Here is a 26156-nt window from a genome sequence, read left to right on the forward strand (position 1 = left end):
AACCTTACCAACGGAATCGCAGCTGCGGCACCGGTGCCGGGGTTGGCGCGACCACTGGCGCCGAACCCTCGGCCAGCGGTTGTACAGGCGTCGCCGGTGCAGGTGCCTGACCAGCCGGAACCTCTTGCAACTTCGCCAGGGACAGCTGCGAACGCAACTGCTCAACGCTGCCACTGACCCGATAGAGAATGCGCTCACCGTCGACGCTTTGCAGATGCGCGCCAAACGGCTCCAGCAAGCGCCCGAGCGCGGCGTATCGCTCCAGGTTCATGCCCTGGACTTCCAGCAATTGTTCCCCCGAAGCACCCGGTTTGACGACAAACCGCGGCGCCAGTCGCTCACTCACTGCCAGCATCACCGCATCGGCCACAGCGGCCTGATCCGCGCCCTGCACGCTGCCCGCCTCTTTCTTGTCGCCCAGCCAAAAATTCCACTTGGCTTGCCACTGACCACCCTCTTCACGAGCATGCACCGCGAGCAAGGCGTCAGCGTTGTAACGGTCCGATGCAGCGCGCAGTGGCGTCGCATCCGTGCCTTCAAGATTGGGTGCCGTGGCGACCAGTTGTTCGCTCAAGTCCGCCAACGGCAATCGCAGCGGCAGACCACGGTGTTGAGCCGCGCGACGCAGCGGCGCGGCGCTGGCCTGGCCATCGCCCACCAGGCTGGAACCCTCGGCGGAGTCGGTCAGCCACCAACTCAGAATCGACGGCCGATTCGCGCCCCACAACGACAGCCCGGCCCGGCGCAGCGCCTGCTCGGTGGTTGCCGGGTCAAAATCGACTTTCAGCACTTGCGGCGGGCCGGCGTCAAAACCGTACTGACTGATGATCTGCTGCGGGTCCTTGCGCAACGGGGCGAGCCCCGGGCTTTGCACCGCCTTCGGATCGCCTGTCAGGCGCAACACCAGTGTGTCCAGCGCGCGCTGTGTCGCCTGATCACGCTCCTCGGTCGATTGACTGCTGACCGGCTCACGCACCTGATAAAGGCCTTTGACGGTTTCGGCATGACTCGCAAGGCTGACCAGTGACAAACAGCCTGCAAACACATATCTGGACATAAAACGCATGGAAGATTCCTGACGACAAGAGCGGCTGGAACAGACCGCATGAAGACGATCGAGCAAGGCTGTGACCACGGCCCTGCGCAAAACATTCACCACGATCTGACGAAGTTTTCGCACTGTCATAACGATAGACGGTTAATCGCGATACCTTATACAGCCATCAAGGAGGCGACCAACACGGGCAATAACGGTTTTTTTCAACCGATATGCCCCTGCCGTCGGCCTGAGGATGGCCGCTGCCCCTCAAGCCTGATAAAATCGCGCGCCTTCGCAGACCGGCAACAGCCGGGCACCCTGAAATTCGCGGACGGCACTCGCCTTCGTTAGTTTCAGCGGTCCCACTGGACTCGGTCGTTACCCCTGAATCCCCCCTAAAGGCCTGGATCATGAGCAAGCAACCCTCCCTGAGCTACAAGGACGCCGGTGTAGACATCGACGCCGGTGAAGCATTGGTCGAACGCATCAAGAGCGTCGCCAAGCGCACTGCGCGCCCGGAAGTCATGGGCGGCCTGGGCGGTTTCGGCGCCCTCTGCGAAATCCCGGCCGGCTACAAGCAGCCCGTGCTGGTTTCCGGCACCGACGGCGTTGGCACCAAGCTGCGCCTGGCACTGAACCTGAACAAGCACGACAGCATCGGCATCGATCTGGTGGCCATGTGCGTTAACGACCTGGTGGTCTGCGGCGCCGAGCCGTTGTTCTTCCTCGACTACTACGCCACCGGCAAACTCAACGTCGAAACCGCGACCCAGGTCGTGACCGGCATCGGTGCAGGCTGCGAATTGTCCGGCTGCTCCCTGGTCGGCGGCGAAACCGCTGAAATGCCAGGCATGTACGAAGGCGAAGACTACGACCTGGCCGGTTTCTGCGTCGGCGTCGTGGAAAAATCCGAAATCATCGACGGCTCCAAAGTCGCTGCTGGCGATGCCCTGCTGGCCCTGCCATCTTCCGGCCCGCACTCCAACGGTTACTCGCTGATCCGCAAGATCATCGAAGTGTCCGGTGCAGACATCGAAAACATCCAGCTCGACGGCAAACCGCTGACCGACCTGCTGATGGCCCCGACCCGCATCTACGTGAAGCCGCTGCTCAAGCTGATCAAGGACACCGGCGCGGTCAAGGCGATGGCCCACATCACCGGTGGTGGCCTGCTGGACAACATCCCGCGCGTACTGCCAAAAGGCGCGCAAGCGGTGGTTGACGTTGCGAGCTGGACCCGTCCTGCCGTATTCGACTGGCTGCAAGAGAAAGGCAACGTCGACGAAAACGAAATGCACCGCGTGCTGAACTGCGGCGTGGGCATGGTCATCTGCGTCGCTCAAGAGCACGTTGAAACCGCGCTGAACGTACTGCGTGAAGCCGGCGAGCAGCCTTGGGTCATCGGTCAGATCGCCACCGCTGCCGAAGGCGCAGCTCAGGTTGAACTGAAGAACCTCAAGGCTCATTGATGTCCCAGACCTGTGATGTGGTGGTGCTGTTGTCCGGCACCGGCAGTAACTTGCAGGCCTTGATCGACAGCACGCGGACCGGCGACAGCCCGGTCCGCATCGCTGCGGTGATTTCCAACCGCGCCGACGCCTACGGCCTGCAACGCGCCAGGGATGCGGGTATCGAAACCCGCTTCCTGGATCACAAGGCTTACGAAGGCCGCGAGGCCTTCGATGCCGGGCTGATCGAACTGATCGACGCTTTCAATCCCAAACTCGTGGTACTGGCCGGTTTCATGCGCATTCTCAGCGCTGACTTCGTGCGCCACTACGCGGGTCGCCTGCTCAATATCCATCCCTCGCTGCTGCCCAAATACAAAGGGTTACACACTCATCAGCGCGCGCTGGAGGCCGGCGACACCGAGCACGGCTGCTCCGTGCACTTCGTCACCGAGGAACTCGATGGCGGACCACTGGTCGTACAGGCAGTAATACCGGTAGAGTTGCATGACTCGCCGCAGAGTCTGGCGCAGCGGGTCCATGCTCAAGAACACCTGATCTACCCAATGGCCGTACGCTGGTTTGCCGAAGGGCGTTTAGCGCTCGGCGAGCAAGGTGCTTTACTGGATGGAAAGTTACTCGCGGCCAGCGGCCACTTGATTCGAACCTAGGAGATTTTATGCGTCGCGCCCTGCTCTTCGCTTGCGCTCTGCTCGCCCTGCCGTTTGCGCAGGCTGCAGAACTTCAACCCTTCTCCGCCAGTTACACTGCCGACTGGAAACAGCTGCCCATGAGCGGCACCGCTGAACGCAGCCTGACCAAGCAAGCGAACGGGGCCTGGAAGCTCAGCTTCAAGGCGTCGATGATGATCGCCAGCCTGACCGAAGAAAGCACCCTGACTCTGGACAAGGACACCTTGCTGCCACAGTCCTACCACTTCGAACGCGGTGGCCTGGGCAAAGCCAAGAAAGCCGACCTGGACTTCGACTGGACCAACAAGATGGTCACCGGCACCGATCGCGGTGACCCGGTCAAGGTCCCGCTTAACCGCGGCATGGTCGACAAATCCACTTATCAGCTGGCCCTGCAACACGACGTGGCCGCTGGCAAGAAAAGCATGAGCTATCAGGTTGTCGATGGCGGCGAAGTCGATACCTATGACTTCCGCGTGCTGGGTTCGGAAAAAGTCGACACCAAGGCTGGTCAGATCGATGCGGTCAAGGTCGAGCGCGTGCGTGACCCGACGCAAAGCAAGCGCATCACCGTGCTGTGGTTCGCCAAGGACTGGGATTACCTGCTGGTCCGCCTGCAACAGGTTGAAACCGACGGCAAGGAGTACAACATCATGCTCCTGGACGGTACGGTCAACGGCAAGACTGTTAAAGGCAGCTGATCCGGTTCGACACAAGAATCCGGAATCCACCAAGGATTCCGGATTTTTTATGCCTGCTGTTTTTCAGATTTTCGCCAACGCCTGGGCCAGATCGGCGCGCAGGTCTTCGACATCCTCGACCCCCACGGACAAGCGCACCAGCGCATCACCAATGCCAAGCTGCGCGCGGGTCGCAATGGGAATGGTGGCGTGAGTCATGATCGCCGGGTGCTCGATCAGGCTTTCCACCCCGCCCAGGCTCTCGGCCAATGCGAATATCTGCACGTTTTCAAGGAAGCGCCTGGCCCCAGCCAGGTCGCTGTTCAGATCGAGGGAAATCATCCCGCCGAATCCGCGCATCTGCTGCCGGGCCAGTTCGTGCTGCGGGTGCGACGGCAACCCCGGATAGTAGACGCGCGCCACCTGCGGCTGACGCTCCAGCCATTGCGCCAGCTCCAACGCGTTGCTGCAATGGCGCTCCATGCGCAGCGCCAGTGTTTTCACCCCACGCAGGGTCAGGAACGCATCAAACGGCCCGGCGATCGCGCCGACCGAGTTCTGCAGGAAACCCAGGCGTTCGGCCAGTTCCGGGTTCTGCCCAACCACCGCGATGCCGCCGATCACGTCGGAGTGACCATTGAGGTACTTGGTGGTCGAGTGCAAAACGATGTCGAAGCCCAGCTCCAGCGGACGCTGTATCCAGGGGCTGGCAAACGTGTTGTCAGCGACACAGATGATGCCCCGCTGGCGGCAGATACGCGCGACAGCGGCGAGGTCGGTCAGGCTCAGCAACGGATTACTGGGCGTCTCGACCCAGACCATTTTCGTCTCGGGCTGCAGTGCCGCTTCGAATCCCGCCAGGTCCGTCAGATCGACAAAGCTGAACCGATGCCCGGCACTGCGTTTGCGTACCTTGTCGAACAGTCGAAAAGTGCCGCCATACAAATCATTGCCGGAAACGATGTGCGAGCCCGCGTCGAGCAACTCCAGCACCGTGGAAATCGCCGCCAGCCCCGAGGCGAACGCGAACGCCTGGGTGCCGCTTTCAAGGTCCGCCACGCAGCGTTCCAGCGCGAAGCGGGTCGGGTTATGTGAACGCCCGTAATCGAAACCCTTGTGCACGCCGGGACTCTGCTGCAAATAAGTGGAGTTGGCGTAAATCGGCGGCATTAACGCGCCGGTGGTAGGGTCCGGCGTCTGTCCGGCATGGATCACACGGGTGCCGAAGGCACGGGGCGCAGCGGTTTCATCGTGTTGACTCATTTAAGGGATCTCCGTAAGTGATTGAGCATGTCGACTCGGGTAATCAAACCGTGGAACCCCGAAGCATCGGCGATGATCGCCACCAGCCCGCGATCAAGCTCCGCTTGCAATTCGGCCAGACTGGCGGCGGCAGGCAGGGTTTGCAACGTCTCGGTCATGGCGCTGGACACAGGCAAGCGCAAGTGCGAAGCGTCTTCGTGTACCCCCAGCAGAATATCGGACTCATCGATCACCCCGACCAGGCGCTTTCCGTCCGCCAACACTGGCAGTTGTGACACATCCGCCAGACGCATGCGCTGGAAAGCCGTCAGCAGCGTGTCGTCAGGGCCGACGCTGATCACCCGGCCGTCCTCGAAGCGCCGCGCAATCAGGTCGCGCAAGTCGCCATAGCGCTTGTACTGCAACAGACCTTGATCGTTCATCCACTGATCGTTGTAGACCTTCGACAGATAGCGGGTGCCGGTGTCGCAGACAAAGCTGACAACGCGCTTGGGCTCGGTTTGCTCGCGGCAGTAACGCAGCGCTGCCGCCAGTAATGTGCCGGTCGACGAGCCACCGAGAATGCCTTCGGCGCGCAGCAATTGACGGGCGTGATCGAAGCTTTCCTCGTCACTGATCGAATAGGCGTGGCGCACGCTGGACAGGTCGGCAATCGACGGAATGAAGTCTTCACCGATGCCCTCCACCGCCCACGAACCGGCCTTGCCGAGGATGCCGCTGCGACTGTATTCGGCCATCACCGAACCGACCGGATCGGCCAGCACCATCTCAAGGTTCGGTTGCACGCGCTGAAAGAACCGGGTCAAGCCGGTCAGTGTGCCGGCCGAACCGACACCGACGACAATGGCGTCGAGGTCATGCTGGGTTTGCGCCCAGATTTCCGGCGCGGTGCTGCACTCGTGGGCCAGCGGGTTGGCCGGGTTGTTGAACTGATCTGCGAAGAAGGCATCGGGAATTTCCTGCGCCAGTCGCGCCGCCACGTCCTGGTAATAATCGGGATGGCCCTTGCCGACATCCGAGCGGGTAATGTGCACCTCGGCGCCCATCGCCTTGAGGTGCAAGACCTTCTCGGTGGACATCTTGTCCGGCACCACCAGCACCACCCGATAACCCTTGGCGCGACCGACCAGGGCCAGGCCCAGGCCAGTGTTGCCGGCAGTGGCCTCGACGATGGTTCCGCCAGGACGCAAACGGCCATCGCGTTCGGCGGCGTCGATCATCGCCAGGCCGATACGGTCCTTGATCGAGCCGCCGGGGTTTTGTGATTCGAGTTTGAGAAACAGGGTGCAGGGACCCGTATCAAAGCGGCTTACGCGCACCAGCGGCGTATTGCCAATCAGTTCGAGCACGGCAGGGCGGGAGTCGTTTGGCATGTCGTAACCTCACTGCGAAAATCCGCATTGGATGGACAGCGACGGACGATGAAATTGCTGCCAGTCGCCGGTAATGCCTCGCATGGAACATAGGCACGGATTGCCTCCTCCGCAACCTTCTGCGGCTGGCCGGTCACATCGCCGGCTCATGGCAGCTTGCAAGAAAGTGGAACGCGCCAGGGCTGCAATGCTCTATACCTTCAAGGTCTTTTTTGATCGAATGTCCTTTCCTGATGCCTGCGAGGTTTCCCATGACCGTTACCGTCAATACCGTTTCCGCCGATGGTTTGCGCCACAGTGTCCAGATCGATGACCACGAACTGTTTGCCGATGCGCCGATCTCGGCGGGCGGCGAAGGCTCGGCACCCGAGCCACACGACTATTTCGATGCCGCACTGGGTGCCTGCAAGGCCCTGACGCTGAAGATGTATGCGAAGAAGAAAGACATTCCCCTGACCGGCGTGACGGTCGAGGTCAAGCGTGACAACAGCGAAGAGCAGAAAGGCAAATATGCCTTGCACGTCAAACTGACCCTCAAGGGCGTGCTCACCGATGCTCAGCGTGAAGAGCTGCACCGCGTGGCGGATCGTTGCCCGGTGCATAAATTGATGACCAGCACTGAAGTCAGCATCGAAACCCATCTGTCCGAAGGTGCCTTCAGCCAATAGCGGCAACGGCTGCGCAAGCGGGTTATGCTCCCTGCGTCACCCGCTCAGCCTGGAATGCACCATGAACACGCCACTCGTGATCCGCCCCCGCGCCGAAGATGTCGAAGGCCAGCCGATTCTGCGCCCGTTGCCGTCCGCCAAGTGCCGCAGCGTCGGGCCTTTCGTGTTTTTTGATCACATGCTCGAAACCCGTTATGCGCCGGGTAAAGGCATGAACATCCGCCAGCATCCGCATATTGGCCTGTCCACCCTCACCTATTTGTTCGAAGGAAAAATCCAGCATAAGGACAGTCTCGGCTCCGACCAGGTGGTGGAAGCCGGTGATGTCAGCTGGATGACGGCGGGCAGCGCGATAGCTCATGTCGAACGTACGCCTGAAGCCTTGAAGGCCAGCGGCTTCACGATGCACGGTTTGCAGATCTGGCTCGCCTCCCCCAAGGAACATGAACAGGGGCCGGGACACTACAGCCATCACCCGGCCGCAACGCTGCCGGTCAGCGATAACCTTGGGGTGAAGATCCGGATGATTGCCGGGTCAGGCTTCTGCCTGGAGTCGCCGGTCCCGGTGCTTTCTCCTACGCTATATGCGGAATTGAACCTGCAAACGGCGACCACCTTGCTGATTCCCACCGAGCATGAAGAGCGGGCGCTGTATGTGTTGAGTGGCGAGGTGCAGCTGGAGGGCGAACTGCTGGAACCACACTCGCTGGTGGTCTTGCCGGCCGGGGAAGAGATGACATTGTTTGCCGAGAGCGACAGTCATGCCGTGCTGTTTGGTGGGGCGCCGCTGGATGGACCACGGCGGATCAACTGGAATTTTGTCGCCAGCGATCCGGCCGCAATCGATGAAGCGCGCCGACGCTGGGCAGCCGGGGATTGGCCGACAGTGCCGGGGGAAACCGAGCGGATCGAACTGCCGAAACACCGAAGCGAGCCGACTCCCCTGTAACCGATCGTTCCCACGCTCCGCGTGGGAATGCAGCCCGTGACGCTCCGCGTCACTGGACGCGGAGCGTCCCTAGAGGCATTCCCACGCGGACGGTTCGACGCCTCGACGTGGGAACGATCATCAGGCTTTAAACACTTCATCCAGCAAGTTGTTCATCGCGGTAAACGCCCGGGCGGCTGTCTTCGCGTCATACATCATCTTGCCTGGCACATTCGCATGCGGATCGGTAAACGAATGCACCGCGCCACCGTAGCTCAGCAATTGCCAGTCCACCCGCGCCGCATTCATTTCCTCTTCGAACGCCGGCAGTTGTTCTTTCGGCACCAATGGATCGGACGCGCCATGCAACACCAGCACTGAGCCCTTGATGTTTTTCGCATCGTTGACGTTCGGCGTATCCAGAGTGCCATGGAACGAAACGGCGGCTTTTACCGGCGCGCCCGTGCGGGCCAGCTCCAGTGCACAGCAACCGCCGAAGCAGAAACCGAACGTCGCCAGTTTAGAAGTATCGACGGCTGCCTCGCCCTGCCCTTGCAACTGCTCGAACGCCGCCTGCATGCGCTTGCGTAGCAATGCGCGGTCATTCTTCAGCGGCATCATCGCTGCGCCCGCCTCGTCGCCGTTCTGCGGACGCACCGCTTGACCGTACAGGTCCGCAATCAACACCACATAACCCTTGGACGCTACGGACTTGGCAATGGCCTCGGCACCGGCGCTGACGCCCATCCAGTTCGGCGCCATCAACAGACCCGGGCGCGGGCCCTTATGGTCAGCGTCAAAAGCCAGACGGCTTTCATACGACTGGCCATCGATCTGATAGGCGACGGAACGAACAGTGATTTGGCTCATGACAAACTCCCAGTTAGAGACCCCAGAATGAAAAAAACCCGCCGAAGCGGGTTTTTGTACAACGTCGTTAAACCGACAGTTCAACCAGCAGCTTGTTGAGGCGGCGCACATACGCGGCCGGGTCTTTCAAGCTGTCGCCGGCTGCCAACGCGGCCTGATCGAAGAGGATGTGCGACAGGTCGCCGAAGCGCTCGTCGCTCTGTTCGTTGTCGAGCTTCTCGATCAGCGGGTGAGCCGGGTTGAATTCGAAGATCGGCTTCGAATCCGGAACCTTCTGGCCGCTGGCCTCGAGGATCTGACGCATCTGCATGCCCAAGTCCTGTTCGCCGATGGCCAGGATCGCCGGGGAGTCGGTCAGACGATGGGAAACCCGTACTTCAGCGACGGAATCGCCCAGTGCGGTTTTCAGACGCTCAACCAGACCTTCTTTGGACTTCGCGACTTCTTCCGCGGCTTTCTTGTCCTCTTCCGAGTCCAGGTTGCCCAGGTCCAGGTCACCGCGCGCCACGTCGACAAAGCTCTTGCCGTCGAAATCGCTGAGGTAGCTCATCAGCCACTCGTCGATACGGTCGGTCAGCAGCAGCACTTCGATGCCTTTCTTGCGGAAGACTTCCAGGTGCGGGCTGTTTTTGACTTGCGCGTAGGTTTCGCCGGTCAGGTAGTAGATCTTGTCCTGACCTTCCTTGGCGCGAGCCAGGTATTCGGCCAGACCTACAACCTGATCGCCGTCATCACCGCTGGTCGATGCGAAACGCAACAGGCCGGCGATTTTCTCTTTGTTGGCGAAGTCTTCTGCCGGGCCTTCTTTCATGACCTGGCCAAAGTTCTTCCAGAAGCCTTTGTATTGCTCAGGCTCGTTCTTCGCCAGTTTTTCCAGCATGTCCAGAACGCGCTTGGTCAGCGCCGACTTCATGGAGTCGATGATCGGATCTTTCTGCAGGATTTCCCGCGACACGTTCAGCGACAAGTCGTTGGAATCGACCACGCCTTTGATGAAGCGCAGGTACAGCGGCAGGAACGACTCCGCCTGATCCATGACGAACACGCGCTGCACGTACAACTTCAGGCCTTTAGGCGCTTCACGCTGGTACAGATCGAACGGAGCACGGGTCGGCACGTAGAGCAGCGAGCTGTATTCGAGCTTGCCTTCGACCTTGTTGTGGCTCCAGCTCAGCGGATTTTCGAAATCGTGAGCGATGTGTTTGTAGAACTCCTGGTATTCCTCGTCCTTGATTTCGGTACGAGGACGGGTCCACAGAGCGCTGGCACGGTTGACGGTTTCCCATTCAACGGCTGGCTTCTCTTCGCCTTCGACGGCAGCCACTTCTTTGGGCAACTCGATCGGCAAAGCGATGTGGTCGGAGTATTTCTTGATGATGTTGCGCAGACGCCAGCCGTCGGCAAATTCGTCTTCACCGGATTTCAAATGCAGGACGATGCGAGTACCGCGGTCGGCTTTATCAATAGTGGCGACTTCAAAATTGCCTTCGCCCTTGGACGACCAGTGCACGCCTTCGCTGGCGTCGAGGCCGGCACGACGGCTGAACACGTCGACTTTATCGGCGACGATGAAGGCCGAGTAGAAACCCACACCAAACTGACCGATCAGGTGCGAATCTTTCTTCTGATCGCCCGACAGGTGTTTCATGAAGTCGGCTGTGCCGGATTTGGCGATGGTGCCCAGATGGGTAATCGCATCTTCGCGGCTCATGCCGATGCCGTTGTCTTCGAGGGTGACGGTTTTCGCGTCCTTGTCGAAGCTCACACGGATTTTCAGTTCGGCGCCACCTTCCAGCAACTCAGGCTTGGACAGGGCTTCGAAACGTAATTTGTCGACAGCGTCAGAGGCGTTCGAGATCAATTCGCGAAGGAAAATTTCCTTGTTGGAATACAGCGAATGGATCATGAGGTGCAGCAGTTGCTTCACCTCGGTCTGGAAGCCCAGGGTTTCCTTTTGAGTTTCCACACTCATGGTCATCAAACTCCAATCAGATGGCAGTGGCCACGACCATCAGGGTCGGCGGCGGGTTGTCATCAGAGTTTGGGGCTGAGTTCAGGATTTCAAGGGCTCTTCAATTTTGAAATGGGCGCGGGCCGTGGCAATCGGCTCGGCCTGGGTGGTTTGCCAGGCGGTAATCGCTACGTTGGCGACACGCCGGCCCTGGCGGCACACCTGGCAGCGGGCCCACGTATCGCGAAACTGCCCGGCACGCAGGTAGTCGAGGGAGAAGTCGATGATCTTCGGCACACCGGGCGAACCGGTGAAAATCAACAGGTGCAGCGCGGCACTAAGCTCCATGAATCCGGCAATCACCCCGCCATGTATTGCCGGCAGTAAAGGGTTACCAATGTTGTCCTTGTTGGCCGGCAGGCGAAACAGCAATTCATCGCCGACACGCGAACACTCAACACCGATCAGCTTGGCGTAGGGAAGCAAGTGCAGCAGCGAGGCGTAGTCCCCTCGCTCATGGGCCTGCTGAAGTTGTTCCTTGAAGGTGTCAGTCATTTCGCCTCTCCGGCAATCACGCCGCCAAAACCCTTGGTGCCTCTGACGGCCTTGCCCATGCGCATGAACGTGCCGACGACATGCGCGATGGGCTGCTCGGGATCGTCCTGATAAGCGAAGCCTCGAGCGAAGATCACGTCGGTGGTGACCCGGTAGCATTGGGCGAAACCGTAGACATCCTTGTGCGGCTCGGCGGCATGCATGTAGTCGATGCGCAAATCGAGGGTCGGACAGACTTCAAATTCGGGCAGCACGCAGAGGGTCGACATGCCGCACGCGGTGTCCATCAACGTAGTCAACGCCCCGCCATGGATGACGCCGGTTTGCGGATTGCCGACGATTTGCGGGCTGTAGGGCAGGACGACCGTCAGTCCTTCGCTGCTGGCGCTGTGAACGCGCAGCCCGAGTACCTGACAATGCCGCAACGCCGACAGGAATCGAGTCGCACGCTCAAAAACGGGGTTTTCGGTCATTTGATAAAAACTCTTGTGAATCTGCGGACCTCGCACTTGGCGTGTTCGGTAAAAGTTCCCGTGGGAATTATCTTATATATCTGAACGAATTGAGGAACTTAACGCTGAGGGCTGCGCTCGAAAGGCCAGTAGATACTTTCCATAAGGAGAAACACCCCATGCGTAAGACTTTAGCTATTGCCTTGATGTTGACCGCTTCCCTCGGTCTCGCTGCCTGCGATAAAAAATCTGAGGACAAAGCTCAAGATGCTGCCAAACATTCTGAGCAAGCTCAGCAAGACATGAACAAAGCGCAGGATAAAGTGAACGACGCCGCGAAAGAAAACGCCGAAGCTGCCAAAGCTCAGGCTGAATCGAACGCAGCAGCTGCAAAAGAAGCACCTAAAAACTAAACCGGTTTTTAGCGTGATAAAGAAAACCCGCCAAGTGCGGGTTTTCTTTTGCCTGCCTTTTATCCAGTTAGAGCAAAATAGTTCTAAAAGTCGGACTAATCATCAACAGCAACGAGCAAACTAGTCCCACGATCCACACCAGACTCCGCTGCCAGGCCAGATCAGCCCAATAACACAGTAAATAAATAATTCGGCTAATAACAAAGATGATTGCCAGCGAATCGATCAGCCATCCCGCCGTCTGCGTGGTATGCGCCATCAGCACCCCGACCGCAAACAGGATGAACGCCTCGAAGCAGTTCTGGTGCGCCGCCACCGCACGGGCGCCGAAGCCTGTGAGTTGCGCCTGTTGCTGGCGCGGCAGGTGATTGTTGTAACCGCCCTGCTCTTTCATGGCCTTGGCCACCGGCATACGCGCCACGTAAATCAGCAAGGCGCTGATAAACACACACCAGAACGGAATACTCATCAAGCAGCCTCTTTGTTCAATTCGGGCACTGGCGCCTCTGTAGGGGTATAGACCATCACGTCGAGAACGTCGGAATGAAACTCCCGGCGATACAGCACCAGCACCACCCCGGCACTCATCAACATGAACAACCACGGGCTGACGAACCAGGCCAGCATGGTCATGCCGAAATAATAGGAACGCAGGCCGAAGTTGAACTGGTTCGCGGCCATGGAAATGACCCGGGCCGCTCGGGAAGCGAAGGCTTTACGCTCCTGCTCGGAGACATGCCGCTCACCGATCATCGGTGCCGAACCCACCAGGATTGCCGCAAAGTTGTACTGGCGCATGCACCAACTGAACGTGAAGAACGCATAGACAAACACCAGCGCCAGGCAGAGCAACTTGATCTCTGACATGCCTTGCGACGCCTGCTGCACCATCGGGATATCCGCCAGTAAGGATACAGCCCTTTCCGAGGCTCCCAGCACGGTGAGAATGCCAGCCAGGATAATCAGCGTACTGGAGGCGAAGAAGGAGGCGTTGCGTTCCAGATTGCCAATCACGCTGGCGTCGGCGATGCGGTTGTCGCGCAGCAGCATGCGGCGCATCCAGTCTTCGCGATACAGGTGCAGCACGCTGGCCAGGCACGCGGTGTCGCGGCCCTTCCACGAGGCATAACGGGTGTAGCCACCCCAGCAGATGACAAACCAGAGCGCGGCGAGAAGGTGGATGATGTTGGCGTGGATGAACGACATGCAGGTCCTTGTGGTGTGTTGAAGGCGTACCGAAATCCTGTGGGAGCGAGCTTGCTCGCGATTGCTGACGATCAGTCAAAATCGATCTGAATGTCAGGCCCTCATCGCGAGCAAGCTCGCTCCCACAAAGGAATTTGCAGTGCTTCGACGTTAGCTCAGAAAAAAAGACACCGCATCGCACACATAAAAAATGCCCCGTATCGTTTGATACGGGGCATTTCTGTTTCTGCTTGCCAGGCCCGCTTATGGCGGGCCGTGAAGCGGCTTATGCCAGCGCTTCTTCGCGCTTGCCCAACACACGATCGCAAACCACGGCGACGACCAAAGTCATCACCGACGGCACCAGCCATGCCAGGCCCTGCGCGCTCAGCGGCAGGTGGGACAGCTGAGTCGGCATCCAGTCCGCCAGACCTGCGCCCTTGAGCGCATCGATCATGCCGAAAATGAACGAGACCAACATTACCGGCCCCACGATGCGTCCCTGCTCATGCCAGAAGTCCTTGCAGAAGCTCAGCGCTACCAGGGCGATGCACGGCGGGTAAATCGCGGTCAGTACCGGGATCGAGAACGCAATCAGCTTGGTGAGGCCCAGGTTGGACACCAGCAGGGAGAACGCGGCCAGGATGATCACCAGAGTCTTGTAGGACAGCGGCAGCACGCGGCTGAAGTACTCGGCGCAGGCACAAGTCAGACCGACTGCCGTGACCAGGCAGGCCAGGGAGATCAGCACGGCAAGGAAACCGCTGCCCAACGAACCGAAGGTGTGTTGAACATAAGCGTGCAAGACCGCCGCGCCGTTGGTGGCGCCCGCCGCTACTTCGTGACTGCCCGAACCGAGGCGGAACAGACTGACGTAAACCAGCGCCAGGCCGACGCCGGCAATCAGTCCGGCAATGATTGCGTAACGGGTGATCAGCGCGGGCGATTCAACGCCGCGCGAGCGGATCGCGTTGACGATGACGATGCCGAACACCAGCGCACCCAGGGTATCCATGGTCAGGTAACCATTGATAAAGCCTTGGGAGAATGGCGCCGCAACATATTCCGGCGTTGCCACACCGATATCACCGGCAGGCAAGGCGAACGCGGCGATGCCAAGGGCCGCCAGGGCGATGATCTTCAGCGGGGCGAGGAAACGTCCGACGGTGTCCAGCAAACGGCCCGGGTAGAGCGAGATGAAGAACACCAGCAGGAAATACACCGAACTGTAGAGGAACAACGCCAACGGGCTCTCGCCGGTCAGCGGCGCCAGGCCGACTTCGAACGATACCGTCGCGGTGCGTGGCGTGGCGAACAGCGGCCCCACGGCCAGGTAGCACGCGGCCGCCAGCAAGCCACCGGCGACTTTGCCGATCGGGCTGCTCAGTGCATCCATCGCACCACCGACCTTGGCCAGCGCAACAACCGTGATCACCGGCAAACCGACGGCGGTGATCAAAAAGCCCAGCGCTGCCATCCAGACGTGAGGCCCGGACTGCAAACCGACGATAGGCGGGAAGATGATATTGCCAGCCCCGACAAACAGGGCAAACGTCATAAAACCAAGTGCCAGGATGTCCTGGCCTTTCAACACTTTCATTAAGGAAATACCACACTACTGAATCGGAATTTAGAGAGGGATTTCCCTATGGGTGAGGGAAATGCTGTCGGTCCGTATAGGACTGACCCGTTTAGCGCGACGCTTCCTTGTGGGATGCAAACGCAAAATGGCGGCTAGCCTAACGAATTTGCCCGTAAAACGCACTGTTAGGGTGCGATCATTCCGATACGCGACATTTCCGTGTCGCGTTTACATATCTAAATTTCCTGCCTCGGCACAGATCGTTCCCACGCTCTGCGTGGGAATGCCGCCGGGGACGCTCCGCGTTCCTCCTTTGGATGTGACGCGGAGCGTCACGGGATGCATTCCCACGCAGAGCGTGGGAACGATCACCAGAAACGACAAAGGCCACCCGAAGGTGGCCTTTGTTTGGTGAAGCGTCAGTTAAGCGCGAGGCTTACTTGATCGCCCAACCGGTCAGCTCGGACAAAGCCTTGCCGATATCTGCCAGCGAACGCACGGTTTTCACGCCTGCGTCTTCCAGGGCAGCAAACTTCTCGTCTGCAGTGCCTTTGCCGCCGGAGATGATTGCGCCAGCATGGCCCATGCGCTTGCCTGCAGGGGCAGTCACACCAGCGATGTAGGAAACAACCGGCTTGGTCACGTTTGCCTTGATGTAGGCAGCCGCTTCTTCTTCAGCCGAACCGCCGATCTCACCGATCATCACGATCGCTTCGGTCTTCGGGTCTTCCTGGAACAGCTTCAGGATGTCGATGAAGTTCGAACCAGGAATCGGGTCACCGCCGATGCCGACGCAAGTCGACTGACCGAAACCGGCGTCAGTGGTTTGCTTCACAGCTTCGTAGGTCAGGGTGCCGGAACGGGAAACGATACCGACCTTGCCTGGCAAGTGAATGTGACCTGGCATGATGCCGATCTTGCATTCGCCTGGAGTGATCACGCCTGGGCAGTTAGGACCGATCAGGACTACGCCCAGCTCGTCGCACTTGACCTTGGCATCCAGCATGTCCAGGGTAGGAATGCCTTCAGTGATGCAAACGATCAGCTTGATGCCGCCGAAAGCTGCTTCCAGGATGGAGTCCTTGCAGAAAGGAGCTGGAACGTAGATTACGCTGGCGGTGGCGCCAGTGGCAGCTACAGCATCTTTCACGGTGTTGAACACTGGCAGACCCAGGTGCTCGGTGCCGCCTTTGCCCGGAGTTACGCCACCCACCATCTTGGTGCCGTATTCGATGGCTTGCTGGGTGTGGAAACTACCTTGCGAACCGGTAATACCCTGGCAGATAACTTTGGTGTCTTTATTGATCAGGACGCTCATTATTTGCCCTCCGCAGCTTTAACGACTTGTTGAGCAGCGTCGGTCAGGCTGGTAGCAGCGATGATGTTCAAACCGCTTTCTGCCAGTACTTTAGCGCCCAGCTCAGCGTTGTTGCCTTCAAGGCGAACAACAACCGGGATTTTCACGCCGACTTCTTTCACTGCACCGATGATGCCTTCGGCAATCATGTCGCAACGAACGATGCCGCCGAAGATGTTGACCAGTACTGCAGCGACGTTAGTGTCGGACAGGATGATCTTGAACGCTTCGGTAACGCGTTCTTTGGTAGCACCGCCGCCCACGTCGAGGAAGTTGGCTGGTTTGCCGCCATGCAGGTTGACGATGTCCATGGTACCCATGGCCAGGCCAGCACCGTTGACCATGCAACCGATGTTGCCTTCCAGTGCTACGTAGTTCAGTTCGAACTTGGCAGCGTGCGCTTCGCGCGGATCGTCTTGCGACGGATCGTGGAAAGTCTTCAGCTTAGGCTGACGGTACATGGCGTTGGCGTCGATGTTGATCTTGGCGTCGAGGCAATGCAGATCGCCGTCAGCCTTGATCACCAGCGGGTTCACTTCCAGCAGGGCCAGGTCGTGATCCTTGAACAGTTTGGCCAGACCTACGAAGATCTTGGCGAACTGAGCAACTTGCTTGCCTTCCAGACCCAGCTGGAATGCCAGCTCGCGACCCTGGAATGGCTGTGCGCCAACCAGTGGATCGATAGTGGCTTTCAGAATTTTTTCTGGAGTGTCGTGAGCGATTTTCTCGATGTCCACGCCACCTTCGGTGGAAGCCATGAACACGATGCGACGGCTCGAACGGTCAACGACAGCGCCCAGGTACAGCTCTTTAGCGATATCAGTGCACGATTCAACCAGGATCTTGGTGACTGGCTGACCATTGGCATCAGTCTGGTAAGTCACCAGACGCTTGCCCAACCACTGTTGAGCGAATGCCTTGGCGTCTTCTTTGCTGCGAACCAGCTTAACGCCGCCCGCTTTACCGCGACCACCAGCGTGGACCTGGGCTTTGACAACCCACTCGGTGCCGCCGATTTTGTCGCAAGCTTCTGCTGCTGCTTCCGGGGTGTCTACTGCGTAGCCGGTGGAAACTGGCAGGCCGTATTCAGCGAACAGCTGCTTACCCTGATACTCGTGAAGATTCATGCTTATTACCGTCTTCGTTAGGTACTGCGCATTCGGTGCTGCACTTGTTCAAGTGCCGCACCACCTGTGACTGCTGCTTGCGTAGCGGGGCTACGCAAGACTGCGTCCAGCGGACATTCCGCGGTGAGTCTTGCATGCAAGGCTCACGACGGGCCGTACCGCCGTGGTTTCTTATTGTCTTAACGCTTCTTGCGGTTGGCGATGTGGATGGCGCCGCCATTCACAGCCAGGGCTGCTTCGTGCAGTGCTTCGGACAGGGTCGGATGGGAGAAAACCATCATGCCCAGGTCTTCAGCGCTGGTGCCGAATTCCATACCGATCGCGCCCTGCTGAACCAGTTCTGCAGCGCTCGGGCCAATCACGTGGACGCCCAATACGCGGTCAGTCTTGGCATCGGCAATGACTTTCACGAAACCGCCGGTATCGTTGGCTGCCATGGCACGGCCACTGGCTGCGAACGGGAAGGTGCCGACGTTAACTTCAACGCCTTCAGCTTTCAAGACCTGCTCGGTTTTGCCGACCCACGCGATTTCCGGGTGAGTATAAATAACAGACGGGATCAGGTCATAGTTGATTTGGGCTTTGTGGCCCTTGATGCGCTCAACCACCATGATGCCTTCTTCGGACGCCTTGTGCGCCAGCATCATGCCGCGAACCACGTCGCCGATCGCGTAAACGCCCGGCACGCTGGTCGCGCACTGGTCGTCAACGAATACGAAACCACGCTCGTCGATGTTCACACCGCTGTCAGCTGCCAGCAGTTCGGTGGTCACTGGACGGCGACCAACGGCAACGATCAGTTTGTCGAAAGTGATGGTCTGTTCGCCATTGGCATCGGTGTAGTTCACGACAACTTCATTGCCGTTCACTTTGGAACCGGTGACGCGAGCGCCCAGCTTGATGTCCAGACCTTGTTTGGTCAGGGTTTTGAACGCTTCTTTGGAAACGGCTTCGTCAGCAGCAGGCAGGAACTTCTCCAGTGCTTCCAGAACAACCACTTCAGCACCCAGACGCGACCATACCGAACCCAGTTCCAGACCGATAACGCCAGCGCCGATAACGCCCAGACGCTTAGGTACGGATTGGAATTCCAGCGCGCCAGTCGAATCGACGATCACGTTCTGGTCAACAGGAGCCGGTGGAATGTCGATCGGACGCGAGCCCGAAGCCAGAATCACGTTCTCGGCTTCGATGATTTCGACGGTGCCGTCCGGCTTGGTCAGTTCAACTTTCTTGCCGGCCAGCAGTTTGCCGTGGCCTTGCAGGGAAGTGACGCCGTTAGCCTTGAACAGGGTCGCAACGCCAGAGGTCAGGCCTTTGACGATGTTGGCTTTACGGCCAACCATCGCTGCCACGTCCATGGTCACGCCAGCGTGATTGATACCGTGGATCGCGAAGCCTTCTTTGGCTTCCTTGTATTTCCAGGAGCTGTCCAGCAGCGCCTTGGATGGAATGCAGCCGACGTTCAGGCAAGTACCGCCGAGGGCAAGTTTGCCTTCCTTGTCGGTGTATTTCTCGATGCAGGCAGTGGAGAGGCCCAGTTGCGCTGCTTTGATGGCAGCCACGTAGCCGCCAGGGCCCGCGCCAATCACTACCACGTCGAATTTCTGAGTCATAAAAAGGTTCCCTTTTAGCAGCAAGCTTCAAGCCGCGAGCTGCAAGCTGAAGCCCATTAGCGCGCTTTGCGCTTGAGGCTTGCAGCTTGCAGCTTGCAGCTGCTTTTTAGATATCCAGCAGCAAACGAGCCGGGTCTTCCAGCAGGTTCTTGATGGTAACCAGGAAGGTCACAGCTTCTTTGCCATCGATCAGACGGTGATCGTAGGACAACGCCAGGTACATCATCGGACGGATAACGACCTGACCGTTGATCGCCATAGGACGCTGCAGAATGTTGTGCATGCCCAGGATAGCCGCTTGCGGCGGGTTGACGATTGGAGTCGACATCATCGAACCGAAGGTACCACCGTTGGTGATGGTGAACGTACCGCCGGTCATTTCGTCCATCGACAGCTTGCCGTCACGCGCCTTCTTGCCGAAGGTGGCGATGCCGCCTTCGATTTCAGCCAGGCTCATCAGTTCGGCGTTACGCAGAACCGGTACAACCAGGCCACGGTCGCTGGAAACGGCAACACCGACGTCGGCGTAGCCGTGGTAAACGATGTCCGCACCGTCGATCGACGCGTTGACTGCCGGGAAGCGTTTCAGCGCTTCGGTGGCGGCCTTGACGAAGAACGACATGAAGCCCAGGCGTACGCCGTTGTGGGACTTCTCGAACAGGTCCTTGTACTTCGAACGCAGGGCCATGACTTCGGTCATGTCGACTTCGTTGAACGTGGTCAGCATGGCCATGTTCGACTGAGCTTCAACCAGACGCTCGGCAACCTTGGCGCGCAGACGGGTCATTGGAACGCGTTTTTCAACGCGCTCGCCGGCCGCGAACACTGGAGCCGAAGCAGCAGGAGCAGGAGCCTTGGCAGGCGCTGCAGCCGGAGCGGCTTTCTTGGCAGCAACAGCAGCTACCACGTCTTCCTTGGTCACTCGACCGCCTTTGCCAGTGCCGGCAACGGAAGCGATGTTGATGCCGTTTTCTTCAGCCAGCTTGCGAGCAGCCGGTGCAGCAACAGGATCGTCTTCGCCTTCAGCAGCAGGAGCAGCAGCTTGTGCAGCGGCCGGAGCAGCAGCAGGAGCTGGAGCGGCAGCAGCGCCGCCGCCGGCTTCGATGGAGCCCAGGACTTCGTCGGACAGAACGGTGTCGCCTTCGTTCTTGACGATAGCGCCCAGTACGCCGTCGGCGGTGGCCAACACTTCCAGGACAACCTTGTCGGTTTCGATGTCGACGATCAGGTCATCACGCTTGACGGCGTCGCCCGGCTTTTTGTGCCAGGTGGCAACGGTGCCATCGGCAACCGATTCCGGGAAGGTGGGGGCTTTGATTTCGATAGCCATTATCTGTGGGTCCTTAAATTCGGTTTCAGGTGCGCGAAGGCGTTAAACAGTAAAGGCGTCTTGCAGCAGTTTTTCCTGCTGCTCAGCGTGCATCGATGCATAACCACAAGCAGGTGCAGCAGAAGCATCACGGCCCGCGTACTCAAGTACGAGAGATTTGTTGTGATTGCCAACGATGCGGCGCATGTGGTGCTGGCTGCAGTACCAGGCACCCTGGTTCATCGGCTCTTCCTGACACCAAACGATATGTTTGAGGTTGGTGTACGGAGCCAGGACTTCGTTCAAGTCGTCCTCAGGGAACGGGTACAGCTGCTCGATACGCACGATGGCGATGTCATCACGACCTTCGGCACGGCGTTTTTCCAGCAGGTCGTAGTAGACCTTGCCGCTACACAGAACAACGCGCTCGACCTTTTTCGGGTCCAGTGCATCGATTTCCGGGATAACGGTCTGGAACGAACCTTCTGCCAGATCTTCCAGGGTCGATACGGCCAGCTTGTGACGCAGCAGCGACTTCGGAGTCAGAACGATCAACGGCTTGCGCAGCGGACGAATGACCTGACGACGCAGCAAGTGGTAGATCTGGGCCGGTGTAGTCGGTACGGCAACCTGAATGTTGTGCTCGGCGCACAGTTGCAGGTAACGCTCCAGACGAGCCGACGAGTGCTCCGGACCCTGACCTTCATAACCGTGCGGCAGCAGCATGGTCAGACCGCAGAGACGGCCCCACTTGTGCTCGCCACTGGTGATGAACTGGTCGATAACCACCTGGGCACCGTTGGCGAAGTCGCCGAACTGGGCTTCCCAGATCACCAGCGCCTCAGGCGTGGTGGTCGAGTAACCGTATTCGAACGCCAGAACCGCTTCTTCGGACAGGAACGAATCGTACAGGTCGAAACGTGGCTGGCCTTTGTACAGGTTCTGCAACGGAATGTAGGTACCCGCGTCTTTCTGGTTGTGCAAGACAGCGTGACGGTGCGAGAACGTACCGCGACCGATGTCCTGACCCGTCATGCGAATCGGGTGACCTTCGAACGCCAGGGTTGCGTACGCCATGGTTTCGGCATAACCCCAGTTGATCGGCAGGCCGCCGACTTGCATCTTCTGACGGTCTTCGTAGATTTTCGAGACCTGGCGCTGAACCACGAAGCCTTCTGGGATTTCCAGCAGCTTGGCGGACAGTTCCTGCAAGGTTTTCAGATCGAAACGCGTGTCGTGACGCGCAGTCCAGGCGTGGCCCAGATACGGACGCCAGTCCACGAACAACTCTTTGTTCGGCTCTTTGACCAGGCTTTTTACAACATGCAGACCATTGTCCAGCGCATTGCGGTATTCATCGACTTTCGCCTGAACACGCTCTACGTCCAGAACACCGGACTGGGTCAGACGATCGGCATACAGCTCACGGGTGGTGCGCTGTTTGGTGATCTGCTGATACATCAGAGGCTGGGTGCCGCTAGGCTCGTCGGCTTCGTTGTGGCCGCGACGGCGGTAGCAGACCAGGTCGATTACCACGTCACGCTTGAACTGCATGCGGTAGTCGATGGCCATCTGAGTGACGAACAATACTGCTTCCGGATCATCACCATTCACATGGAGGATCGGCGCCTGGATCATTTTCGCCACGTCGGTCGCGTACTCGGTGGAGCGCGAGTCCAGCGGGTTGCTGATGGTGAAACCGACCTGGTTGTTGATCACGATGTGCACGGTGCCGCCGGTCTTGAAACCGCGGGTCTGCGACATCTGGAAGGTTTCCATTACCACGCCCTGACCGGCGAAAGCCGCGTCACCGTGGATGGAGATCGGCAGAACCTTCTCACCGGTCGGGTCGTTACGACGATCCTGACGGGCGCGAACCGAACCCTCGACCACTGGAGATACGATTTCCAGGTGGGACGGGTTGAACGCCATGGCCAGGTGAACTTCACCGCCGGTGGTCATCACGTTGGACGAGAAGCCCTGGTGATATTTAACGTCACCGGAACCCAGCTCGACCTTCTTCTTGCCTTCGAACTCGTCGAACAGCTCGCGCGGGTTCTTGCCGAAGGTGTTGACCAGCACGTTCAGACGGCCACGGTGGGCCATGCCGATGACGATTTCCTTGGTGCCGTAGGAACCGGAACGCTGGATCAGCTCGTCGAGCATCGGAATCAGGCTTTCGCCGCCTTCCAGACCGAAACGCTTGGTGCCCGGGTATTTGGTACCCAGGTATTTTTCCAGGCCTTCACCGGCAGTGACACGTTCGAGCAGGTGGCTCTTGATGTCTGCGGAGTACGTCGGACGGCCGCGCACGCTTTCCAGACGCTGCTGGAACCACTGGCGCTGCTCCGAATCGGTGATGTGCGTGAATTCAGCGCCGATGGTGCGGCAATATGTCTGCTGCAACGCTTCGTGAATTTCGCGTAGGCTCGCCTCCTCTTTGCCGATGAACAGGTCGCCGGCACGGAAGGTCGTATCAAGATCGGCATTGGTCAAGCCGTAATGATTGATCGACAGGTCTGCAGGTGCAGGACGCTGCCACAGCCCCAGCGGGTCAAGCTGGGCTGCCTGGTGGCCACGCATACGGTAGGCCTGGATCAGTCGCAGCACTTCAACTTGCTTCTTCTCGTGCTCACTGCTCACGCTGCCGGCGGAAACCGGTTGGGCGCGGCGCTGGTTCTTTGCCAGCAAGACGAAATGATCGCGAATTGTGGAGTGCGAAACATCGGTGGCAGGGTTGCCGTCAGCAGGCAACTTCTGGAAGTAGGTGCGCCACTCTTCTGGCACAGCGTTAGGGTCGTGCAGGTAGAGCTCGTAGAGCTCTTCCACATAGGCAGCGTTACTACCGGATAGGTAGGCGCTGTTCCACATGCGCTGCATCACGCTTTCTTGCATGCTTGGTCACCCTCGGTTAGGGGAACACCACCGGCGTCGACACCGAGCAAACTTGCAGAAGTCCAAATGCAGCGACCAAAACAAGCCACTTAGGATCACGCTGATAGTCCGGGTACCAGCCCGGATGCCCCTGCTTGTCTCATTTCTTCAAAATAAGAGCCGCAGCTTTATGGGCTGCTGCTCAGGTTAAAACTACGGCGCCGGTTGAAGCCTGCGCCGTAGCATCTACGGGTACAGCGGTCCTGCATTTACTGCTGAATCACACACCGCTTTGCAGCAGCATGTTACGTACGTGTCCGATGGCCTTAGTCGGGTTCAGGCCTTTCGGGCAGACGTTGACGCAGTTCATGATCCCGCGGCAGCGGAATACGCTGAACGGGTCATCCAGCGAAGCCAGACGCTCGGCAGTCTTGGTGTCACGGCTGTCTGCCAGGAAGCGGTACGCTTGCAGCAGGGCAGCTGGACCCAGGAACTTGTCGGGGTTCCACCAGAAGGACGGGCAAGAGGTCGAGCAGCAAGCGCACAGGATGCACTCGTACAGACCGTCGAGCTTTTCACGCTCTTCCGGAGTCTGCAGACGCTCGATGGCCGGAGCCGGCGTGTCGTTCTGCAGGTAAGGCTTCACCTTTTCGTATTGCTTGTAGAAGATGCTCATATCGACGACCAGGTCACGGATTACCGGCAAACCTGGCAGCGGACGAACGATCAGCTTGTTACCTTTTACGACAGAAGACAGCGGCGTAACGCACGCCAGACCGTTTTTGCCGTTGATATTCATGCCGTCGGAACCGCAAACGCCTTCACGGCAAGAGCGACGATAGGAGAAACCCTCGTCCTGCTCTTTGATCAGGGCCAGCACGTCCAGCACCATCAGGTCTTTACCACCGGTGTCGACCTGGAATTCCTGCATGAACGGCGCAGCGTCCTGATCAGGGTTGTAGCGATAAACACTGACTTGCAACATGGCGGCCACCCTTAATAAGTCCGAATCTTAGGTTCAAAAGTCGGAACAGTCTTCGGCGAGAAGTTCACGGCCCGCTTGGTTACGCGCTTGTCACCCGGGAAGTACAGGGTGTGGCACAGCCAGTTTTCATCGTCGCGATCTTCGTAGTCTTCACGGGCGTGAGCGCCGCGGGACTCTTTGCGGATTTCAGCAGCGATGGCGGTGGCTTCGGCCACTTCCAGCAGGTTCTGCAGTTCCAGGGCTTCGATTCGAGCCGTGTTGAACGCCTGGCTCTTGTCGTTGATCTTGACGTTGGCGATACGGCCACGCAGGTCAGCGAGCTGGGCAATACCCTTCTGCATGTATTCGCCGGTACGGAATACACCGAAGTAGTTCTGCATGCAGCTTTGCAGCTCTTTACGCAGGGTAGCGACGTCTTCACCTTCGGTACGCGAGTTCAGGCCATCGAGACGTGCCAGGGCAGCGTCGATGTCGGACTGGCGAGGGCGAGCGTAGTCGACGCCTTCTTTCAGGGTCTGTTCCAGGAACAGGCCGGCGGCACGACCGAAAACCACCAGGTCGAGCAGCGAGTTACCGCCCAGGCGGTTTGCACCGTGAACCGATACGCACGCCACTTCACCTACAGCGAACAGGCCAGGAATGATCTGGTCTTTGCCGTCGGCGTCTTGAGTGATTGCCTGGCCATGAATGTTGGTGGCAACGCCGCCCATCATATAGTGGCAGGTTGGAACGACCGGAATCGGCGCCACGGCTGGATCGACGTGGGCGAAGGTCTTGGACAGTTCCATGATGCCTGGCAGACGGCTGTGCAGAACTTCTTCACCGAGGTGATCGAGTTTCAGCATTACGTGGTCGCCATCCGGACCGCAACCGTTGCCGGCGATGATTTCTTTAACCATCGAGCGAGCAACCACGTCACGACCAGCCAGGTCTTTGGCGTTCGGAGCATAACGCTCCATGAAACGCTCGCCGTGCTTGTTGATCAGGTAGCCGCCTTCACCGCGGCAGCCTTCAGTTACCAGTACACCGGCGCCGGCGATGCCGGTCGGGTGGAACTGCCACATTTCAATGTCTTGTACCGGCACGCCAGCACGCAGAGCCATGCCGACGCCGTCACCGGTGTTGATCAGGGCGTTGGTGGTAGACGAGTAGATACGACCTGCACCGCCGGTCGCCAATACGGTGGCGTTAGCGCGGACGTAGGAAGTTTCGCCGGTTTCGATGCAGATGACGATCATGCCGACAAAGGCACCGTCTTCGTTCTTCACCAGGTCGACGCCATAGTATTCGTTGAGGAATACGGTGCCGGCCTTCAGGTTGGCCTGGTACAGGGTGTGCAGCAGCGCGTGACCGGTACGGTCGGCAGCAGCGCACGTACGGGCAGCCTGGCCACCTTTACCGAAGTCTTTCGACTGACCGCCGAACGGACGCTGATAGATGCGACCCTGTTCGGTACGGGAGAACGGCAAGCCCATGTGCTCGAGCTCGAAAACTGCTTCCGGGCCTACGGAACACATGTATTCGATAGCGTCCTGGTCACCGATATAGTCGGAACCCTTGACGGTATCGTACATGTGCCAGCGCCAGTCATCGTTCGGATCTGCCGAAGCGATGGCGCAGGTGATGCCACCCTGGGCCGATACAGTGTGCGAACGAGTCGGGAAAACCTTGGTAACTACGGCAGTCTTGTGACCACCTTGTGCCAATTGCAGCGCAGCGCGCATGCCAGCACCGCCGCCGCCAATGATGATGGCGTCGAACGAAAGCGTATTAACTGTAGTAGACATGA

General features: G+C 58.9%; 23 protein-coding genes. 6 read left to right on the forward strand and 17 right to left on the reverse strand.

Translation table 11 applies throughout. From position 1 onward, the window contains the following. Window positions 1-4 precede the first annotated feature (4 nt). Window positions 5-1066 (reverse strand): DUF2066 domain-containing protein, encoded by a 1062-nt coding sequence (locus HNR03_RS04010; protein ID WP_259151046.1) that lies wholly within the window; start codon window positions 1064-1066, stop codon window positions 5-7. A 383-nt stretch (window positions 1067-1449) separates the two neighbouring features. Here HNR03_RS04010 and purM point away from each other — a divergent pair, with 383 nt between their 5' ends. From purM to HNR03_RS04025, 3 genes are read left to right on the forward strand one after another with little or no spacing between them, the layout of a single operon-like run. Next, complete coding sequence (purM, locus tag HNR03_RS04015) at window positions 1450-2508, forward strand: phosphoribosylformylglycinamidine cyclo-ligase (protein WP_010456810.1); 1059 nt, start codon at window positions 1450-1452, stop codon at window positions 2506-2508. After that, window positions 2508-3158 (forward strand): phosphoribosylglycinamide formyltransferase, encoded by a 651-nt coding sequence (gene purN, locus HNR03_RS04020; protein ID WP_259151048.1) that lies wholly within the window; start codon window positions 2508-2510, stop codon window positions 3156-3158. Before purM ends, purN begins: the two co-directional genes overlap by 1 nt. Window positions 3159-3166: 8 nt before the next feature. After that, window positions 3167-3880, forward strand: coding sequence for a DUF3108 domain-containing protein (locus HNR03_RS04025; protein ID WP_222585299.1), 714 nt, complete (start codon window positions 3167-3169; stop codon window positions 3878-3880). 63 nt (window positions 3881-3943) lie between these two features. On the opposite strand, the gene HNR03_RS04030 is transcribed toward HNR03_RS04025, so the two are convergent. Continuing rightward, complete coding sequence (locus HNR03_RS04030) at window positions 3944-5122, reverse strand: cystathionine gamma-synthase (RefSeq protein WP_208671908.1); 1179 nt, start codon at window positions 5120-5122, stop codon at window positions 3944-3946. Continuing rightward, window positions 5119-6495, reverse strand: coding sequence for a pyridoxal-phosphate dependent enzyme (locus HNR03_RS04035; RefSeq protein WP_222585297.1), 1377 nt, complete (start codon window positions 6493-6495; stop codon window positions 5119-5121). The genes HNR03_RS04030 and HNR03_RS04035 overlap by 4 nt, the downstream gene beginning before the upstream one ends. Window positions 6496-6746: 251 nt before the next feature. Between HNR03_RS04035 and HNR03_RS04040 the strand changes: the two genes are divergently transcribed. Next, window positions 6747-7163 (forward strand): OsmC family protein, encoded by a 417-nt coding sequence (locus HNR03_RS04040; protein WP_222585296.1) that lies wholly within the window; start codon window positions 6747-6749, stop codon window positions 7161-7163. 61 nt (window positions 7164-7224) lie between these two features. Next, window positions 7225-8112, forward strand: a complete 888-nt coding sequence (locus HNR03_RS04045; protein ID WP_259151049.1) for a pirin family protein — start codon at window positions 7225-7227, stop codon at window positions 8110-8112. 120 nt (window positions 8113-8232) lie between these two features. On the opposite strand, the gene HNR03_RS04050 is transcribed toward HNR03_RS04045, so the two are convergent. The 4 genes from HNR03_RS04050 to HNR03_RS04065 all read right to left on the reverse strand — a co-directional run bounded on the left by HNR03_RS04050 (window position 8233) and on the right by HNR03_RS04065 (window position 11940). Next, window positions 8233-8961, reverse strand: coding sequence for a dienelactone hydrolase family protein (locus tag HNR03_RS04050; protein WP_259151050.1), 729 nt, complete (start codon window positions 8959-8961; stop codon window positions 8233-8235). Window positions 8962-9028: 67 nt separating this feature from the next. Further along, entirely contained in the window at window positions 9029-10933 is a 1905-nt protein-coding gene (htpG, locus tag HNR03_RS04055) for a molecular chaperone HtpG (RefSeq protein ID WP_222585293.1), read from the reverse strand. An 81-nt stretch (window positions 10934-11014) separates the two neighbouring features. Continuing rightward, on the reverse strand, window positions 11015-11467 hold the full coding sequence (locus tag HNR03_RS04060; RefSeq protein WP_090181651.1) for a PaaI family thioesterase: 453 nt from the start codon (window positions 11465-11467) through the stop codon (window positions 11015-11017). Then, the gene (locus HNR03_RS04065) at window positions 11464-11940 is read right to left on the reverse strand and encodes a PaaI family thioesterase (RefSeq protein WP_259151051.1); all 477 of its coding nucleotides are present in this window, start codon (window positions 11938-11940) and stop codon (window positions 11464-11466) included. The genes HNR03_RS04060 and HNR03_RS04065 overlap by 4 nt, the downstream gene beginning before the upstream one ends. Window positions 11941-12098: 158 nt before the next feature. Between HNR03_RS04065 and HNR03_RS04070 the strand changes: the two genes are divergently transcribed. Continuing rightward, window positions 12099-12332: a hypothetical protein gene (locus HNR03_RS04070; RefSeq protein WP_090181648.1), complete on the forward strand. Its 234-nt coding sequence runs from the start codon at window positions 12099-12101 to the stop codon at window positions 12330-12332. A 67-nt stretch (window positions 12333-12399) separates the two neighbouring features. On the opposite strand, the gene HNR03_RS04075 is transcribed toward HNR03_RS04070, so the two are convergent. The 10 genes from HNR03_RS04075 to sdhA all read right to left on the reverse strand — a co-directional run bounded on the left by HNR03_RS04075 (window position 12400) and on the right by sdhA (window position 26154). Continuing rightward, window positions 12400-12801 (reverse strand): MAPEG family protein, encoded by a 402-nt coding sequence (locus HNR03_RS04075; RefSeq protein WP_259151052.1) that lies wholly within the window; start codon window positions 12799-12801, stop codon window positions 12400-12402. Continuing rightward, window positions 12801-13538 (reverse strand): DUF599 domain-containing protein, encoded by a 738-nt coding sequence (locus HNR03_RS04080; RefSeq protein ID WP_222585290.1) that lies wholly within the window; start codon window positions 13536-13538, stop codon window positions 12801-12803. The genes HNR03_RS04075 and HNR03_RS04080 overlap by 1 nt, the downstream gene beginning before the upstream one ends. Window positions 13539-13803: 265 nt before the next feature. Continuing rightward, complete coding sequence (gene brnQ / locus HNR03_RS04085) at window positions 13804-15117, reverse strand: branched-chain amino acid transport system II carrier protein (RefSeq protein ID WP_259151053.1); 1314 nt, start codon at window positions 15115-15117, stop codon at window positions 13804-13806. 418 nt (window positions 15118-15535) lie between these two features. Continuing rightward, window positions 15536-16417 (reverse strand): succinate--CoA ligase subunit alpha, encoded by an 882-nt coding sequence (sucD, locus tag HNR03_RS04090; RefSeq protein ID WP_007898976.1) that lies wholly within the window; start codon window positions 16415-16417, stop codon window positions 15536-15538. Then, window positions 16417-17583 (reverse strand): ADP-forming succinate--CoA ligase subunit beta, encoded by a 1167-nt coding sequence (sucC, locus tag HNR03_RS04095; protein WP_007898980.1) that lies wholly within the window; start codon window positions 17581-17583, stop codon window positions 16417-16419. Before sucC ends, sucD begins: the two co-directional genes overlap by 1 nt. 179 nt (window positions 17584-17762) lie before the next feature. Next, window positions 17763-19199, reverse strand: a complete 1437-nt coding sequence (gene lpdA / locus HNR03_RS04100; protein WP_222585288.1) for a dihydrolipoyl dehydrogenase — start codon at window positions 19197-19199, stop codon at window positions 17763-17765. 106 nt (window positions 19200-19305) lie between these two features. Then, window positions 19306-20529, reverse strand: coding sequence for a 2-oxoglutarate dehydrogenase complex dihydrolipoyllysine-residue succinyltransferase (gene odhB, locus HNR03_RS04105; RefSeq protein WP_259151054.1), 1224 nt, complete (start codon window positions 20527-20529; stop codon window positions 19306-19308). Between the two features lie 42 nt (window positions 20530-20571). Continuing rightward, complete coding sequence (locus tag HNR03_RS04110; protein ID WP_222585286.1) at window positions 20572-23403, reverse strand: 2-oxoglutarate dehydrogenase E1 component; 2832 nt, start codon at window positions 23401-23403, stop codon at window positions 20572-20574. A 259-nt stretch (window positions 23404-23662) separates the two neighbouring features. Continuing rightward, window positions 23663-24367, reverse strand: a complete 705-nt coding sequence (locus tag HNR03_RS04115) for a succinate dehydrogenase iron-sulfur subunit (RefSeq protein ID WP_010456852.1) — start codon at window positions 24365-24367, stop codon at window positions 23663-23665. Window positions 24368-24378: 11 nt separating this feature from the next. After that, a complete protein-coding gene (sdhA, locus tag HNR03_RS04120) occupies window positions 24379-26154 on the reverse strand; it encodes a succinate dehydrogenase flavoprotein subunit (protein ID WP_027922415.1) in 1776 nt (591 codons plus the stop codon). Window positions 26155-26156 lie beyond the last annotated feature (2 nt).

The sequence above is a fragment of the Pseudomonas sp. JAI111 genome, assembly GCF_024809425.1.
In the GTDB taxonomy this organism is placed as follows: domain Bacteria; phylum Pseudomonadota; class Gammaproteobacteria; order Pseudomonadales; family Pseudomonadaceae; genus Aquipseudomonas.

What these genes read in the sequence shown, in the direction of transcription:
- htpG (WP_222585293.1), bottom strand. Translation starts at nt 10,933, where the DNA reads ATGAGTGTGGAAACTCAAAAGGAAACCCTGGGCTTCCAGACCGAGGTG.
- HNR03_RS04030 (WP_208671908.1), bottom strand. Translation starts at nt 5,122, where the DNA reads ATGAGTCAACACGATGAAACCGCTGCGCCCCGTGCCTTCGGCACCCGT.
- HNR03_RS04065 (WP_259151051.1), bottom strand. Translation starts at nt 11,940, where the DNA reads ATGACCGAAAACCCCGTTTTTGAGCGTGCGACTCGATTCCTGTCGGCG.
- HNR03_RS04050 (WP_259151050.1), bottom strand. Translation starts at nt 8,961, where the DNA reads ATGAGCCAAATCACTGTTCGTTCCGTCGCCTATCAGATCGATGGCCAG.
- sdhA (WP_027922415.1), bottom strand. Translation starts at nt 26,154, where the DNA reads ATGTCTACTACAGTTAATACGCTTTCGTTCGACGCCATCATCATTGGC.
- sucC (WP_007898980.1), bottom strand. Translation starts at nt 17,583, where the DNA reads ATGAATCTTCACGAGTATCAGGGTAAGCAGCTGTTCGCTGAATACGGC.
- HNR03_RS04045 (WP_259151049.1), top strand. Translation starts at nt 7,225, where the DNA reads ATGAACACGCCACTCGTGATCCGCCCCCGCGCCGAAGATGTCGAAGGC.
- purM (WP_010456810.1), top strand. Translation starts at nt 1,450, where the DNA reads ATGAGCAAGCAACCCTCCCTGAGCTACAAGGACGCCGGTGTAGACATC.
- HNR03_RS04010 (WP_259151046.1), bottom strand. Translation starts at nt 1,066, where the DNA reads ATGCGTTTTATGTCCAGATATGTGTTTGCAGGCTGTTTGTCACTGGTC.
- HNR03_RS04080 (WP_222585290.1), bottom strand. Translation starts at nt 13,538, where the DNA reads ATGTCGTTCATCCACGCCAACATCATCCACCTTCTCGCCGCGCTCTGG.
- HNR03_RS04035 (WP_222585297.1), bottom strand. Translation starts at nt 6,495, where the DNA reads ATGCCAAACGACTCCCGCCCTGCCGTGCTCGAACTGATTGGCAATACG.
- HNR03_RS04025 (WP_222585299.1), top strand. Translation starts at nt 3,167, where the DNA reads ATGCGTCGCGCCCTGCTCTTCGCTTGCGCTCTGCTCGCCCTGCCGTTT.
- HNR03_RS04115 (WP_010456852.1), bottom strand. Translation starts at nt 24,367, where the DNA reads ATGTTGCAAGTCAGTGTTTATCGCTACAACCCTGATCAGGACGCTGCG.
- sucD (WP_007898976.1), bottom strand. Translation starts at nt 16,417, where the DNA reads ATGAGCGTCCTGATCAATAAAGACACCAAAGTTATCTGCCAGGGTATT.
- HNR03_RS04110 (WP_222585286.1), bottom strand. Translation starts at nt 23,403, where the DNA reads ATGCAAGAAAGCGTGATGCAGCGCATGTGGAACAGCGCCTACCTATCC.
- lpdA (WP_222585288.1), bottom strand. Translation starts at nt 19,199, where the DNA reads ATGACTCAGAAATTCGACGTGGTAGTGATTGGCGCGGGCCCTGGCGGC.
- HNR03_RS04070 (WP_090181648.1), top strand. Translation starts at nt 12,099, where the DNA reads ATGCGTAAGACTTTAGCTATTGCCTTGATGTTGACCGCTTCCCTCGGT.
- HNR03_RS04060 (WP_090181651.1), bottom strand. Translation starts at nt 11,467, where the DNA reads ATGACTGACACCTTCAAGGAACAACTTCAGCAGGCCCATGAGCGAGGG.
- HNR03_RS04075 (WP_259151052.1), bottom strand. Translation starts at nt 12,801, where the DNA reads ATGAGTATTCCGTTCTGGTGTGTGTTTATCAGCGCCTTGCTGATTTAC.
- odhB (WP_259151054.1), bottom strand. Translation starts at nt 20,529, where the DNA reads ATGGCTATCGAAATCAAAGCCCCCACCTTCCCGGAATCGGTTGCCGAT.
- HNR03_RS04040 (WP_222585296.1), top strand. Translation starts at nt 6,747, where the DNA reads ATGACCGTTACCGTCAATACCGTTTCCGCCGATGGTTTGCGCCACAGT.
- purN (WP_259151048.1), top strand. Translation starts at nt 2,508, where the DNA reads ATGTCCCAGACCTGTGATGTGGTGGTGCTGTTGTCCGGCACCGGCAGT.
- brnQ (WP_259151053.1), bottom strand. Translation starts at nt 15,117, where the DNA reads ATGAAAGTGTTGAAAGGCCAGGACATCCTGGCACTTGGTTTTATGACG.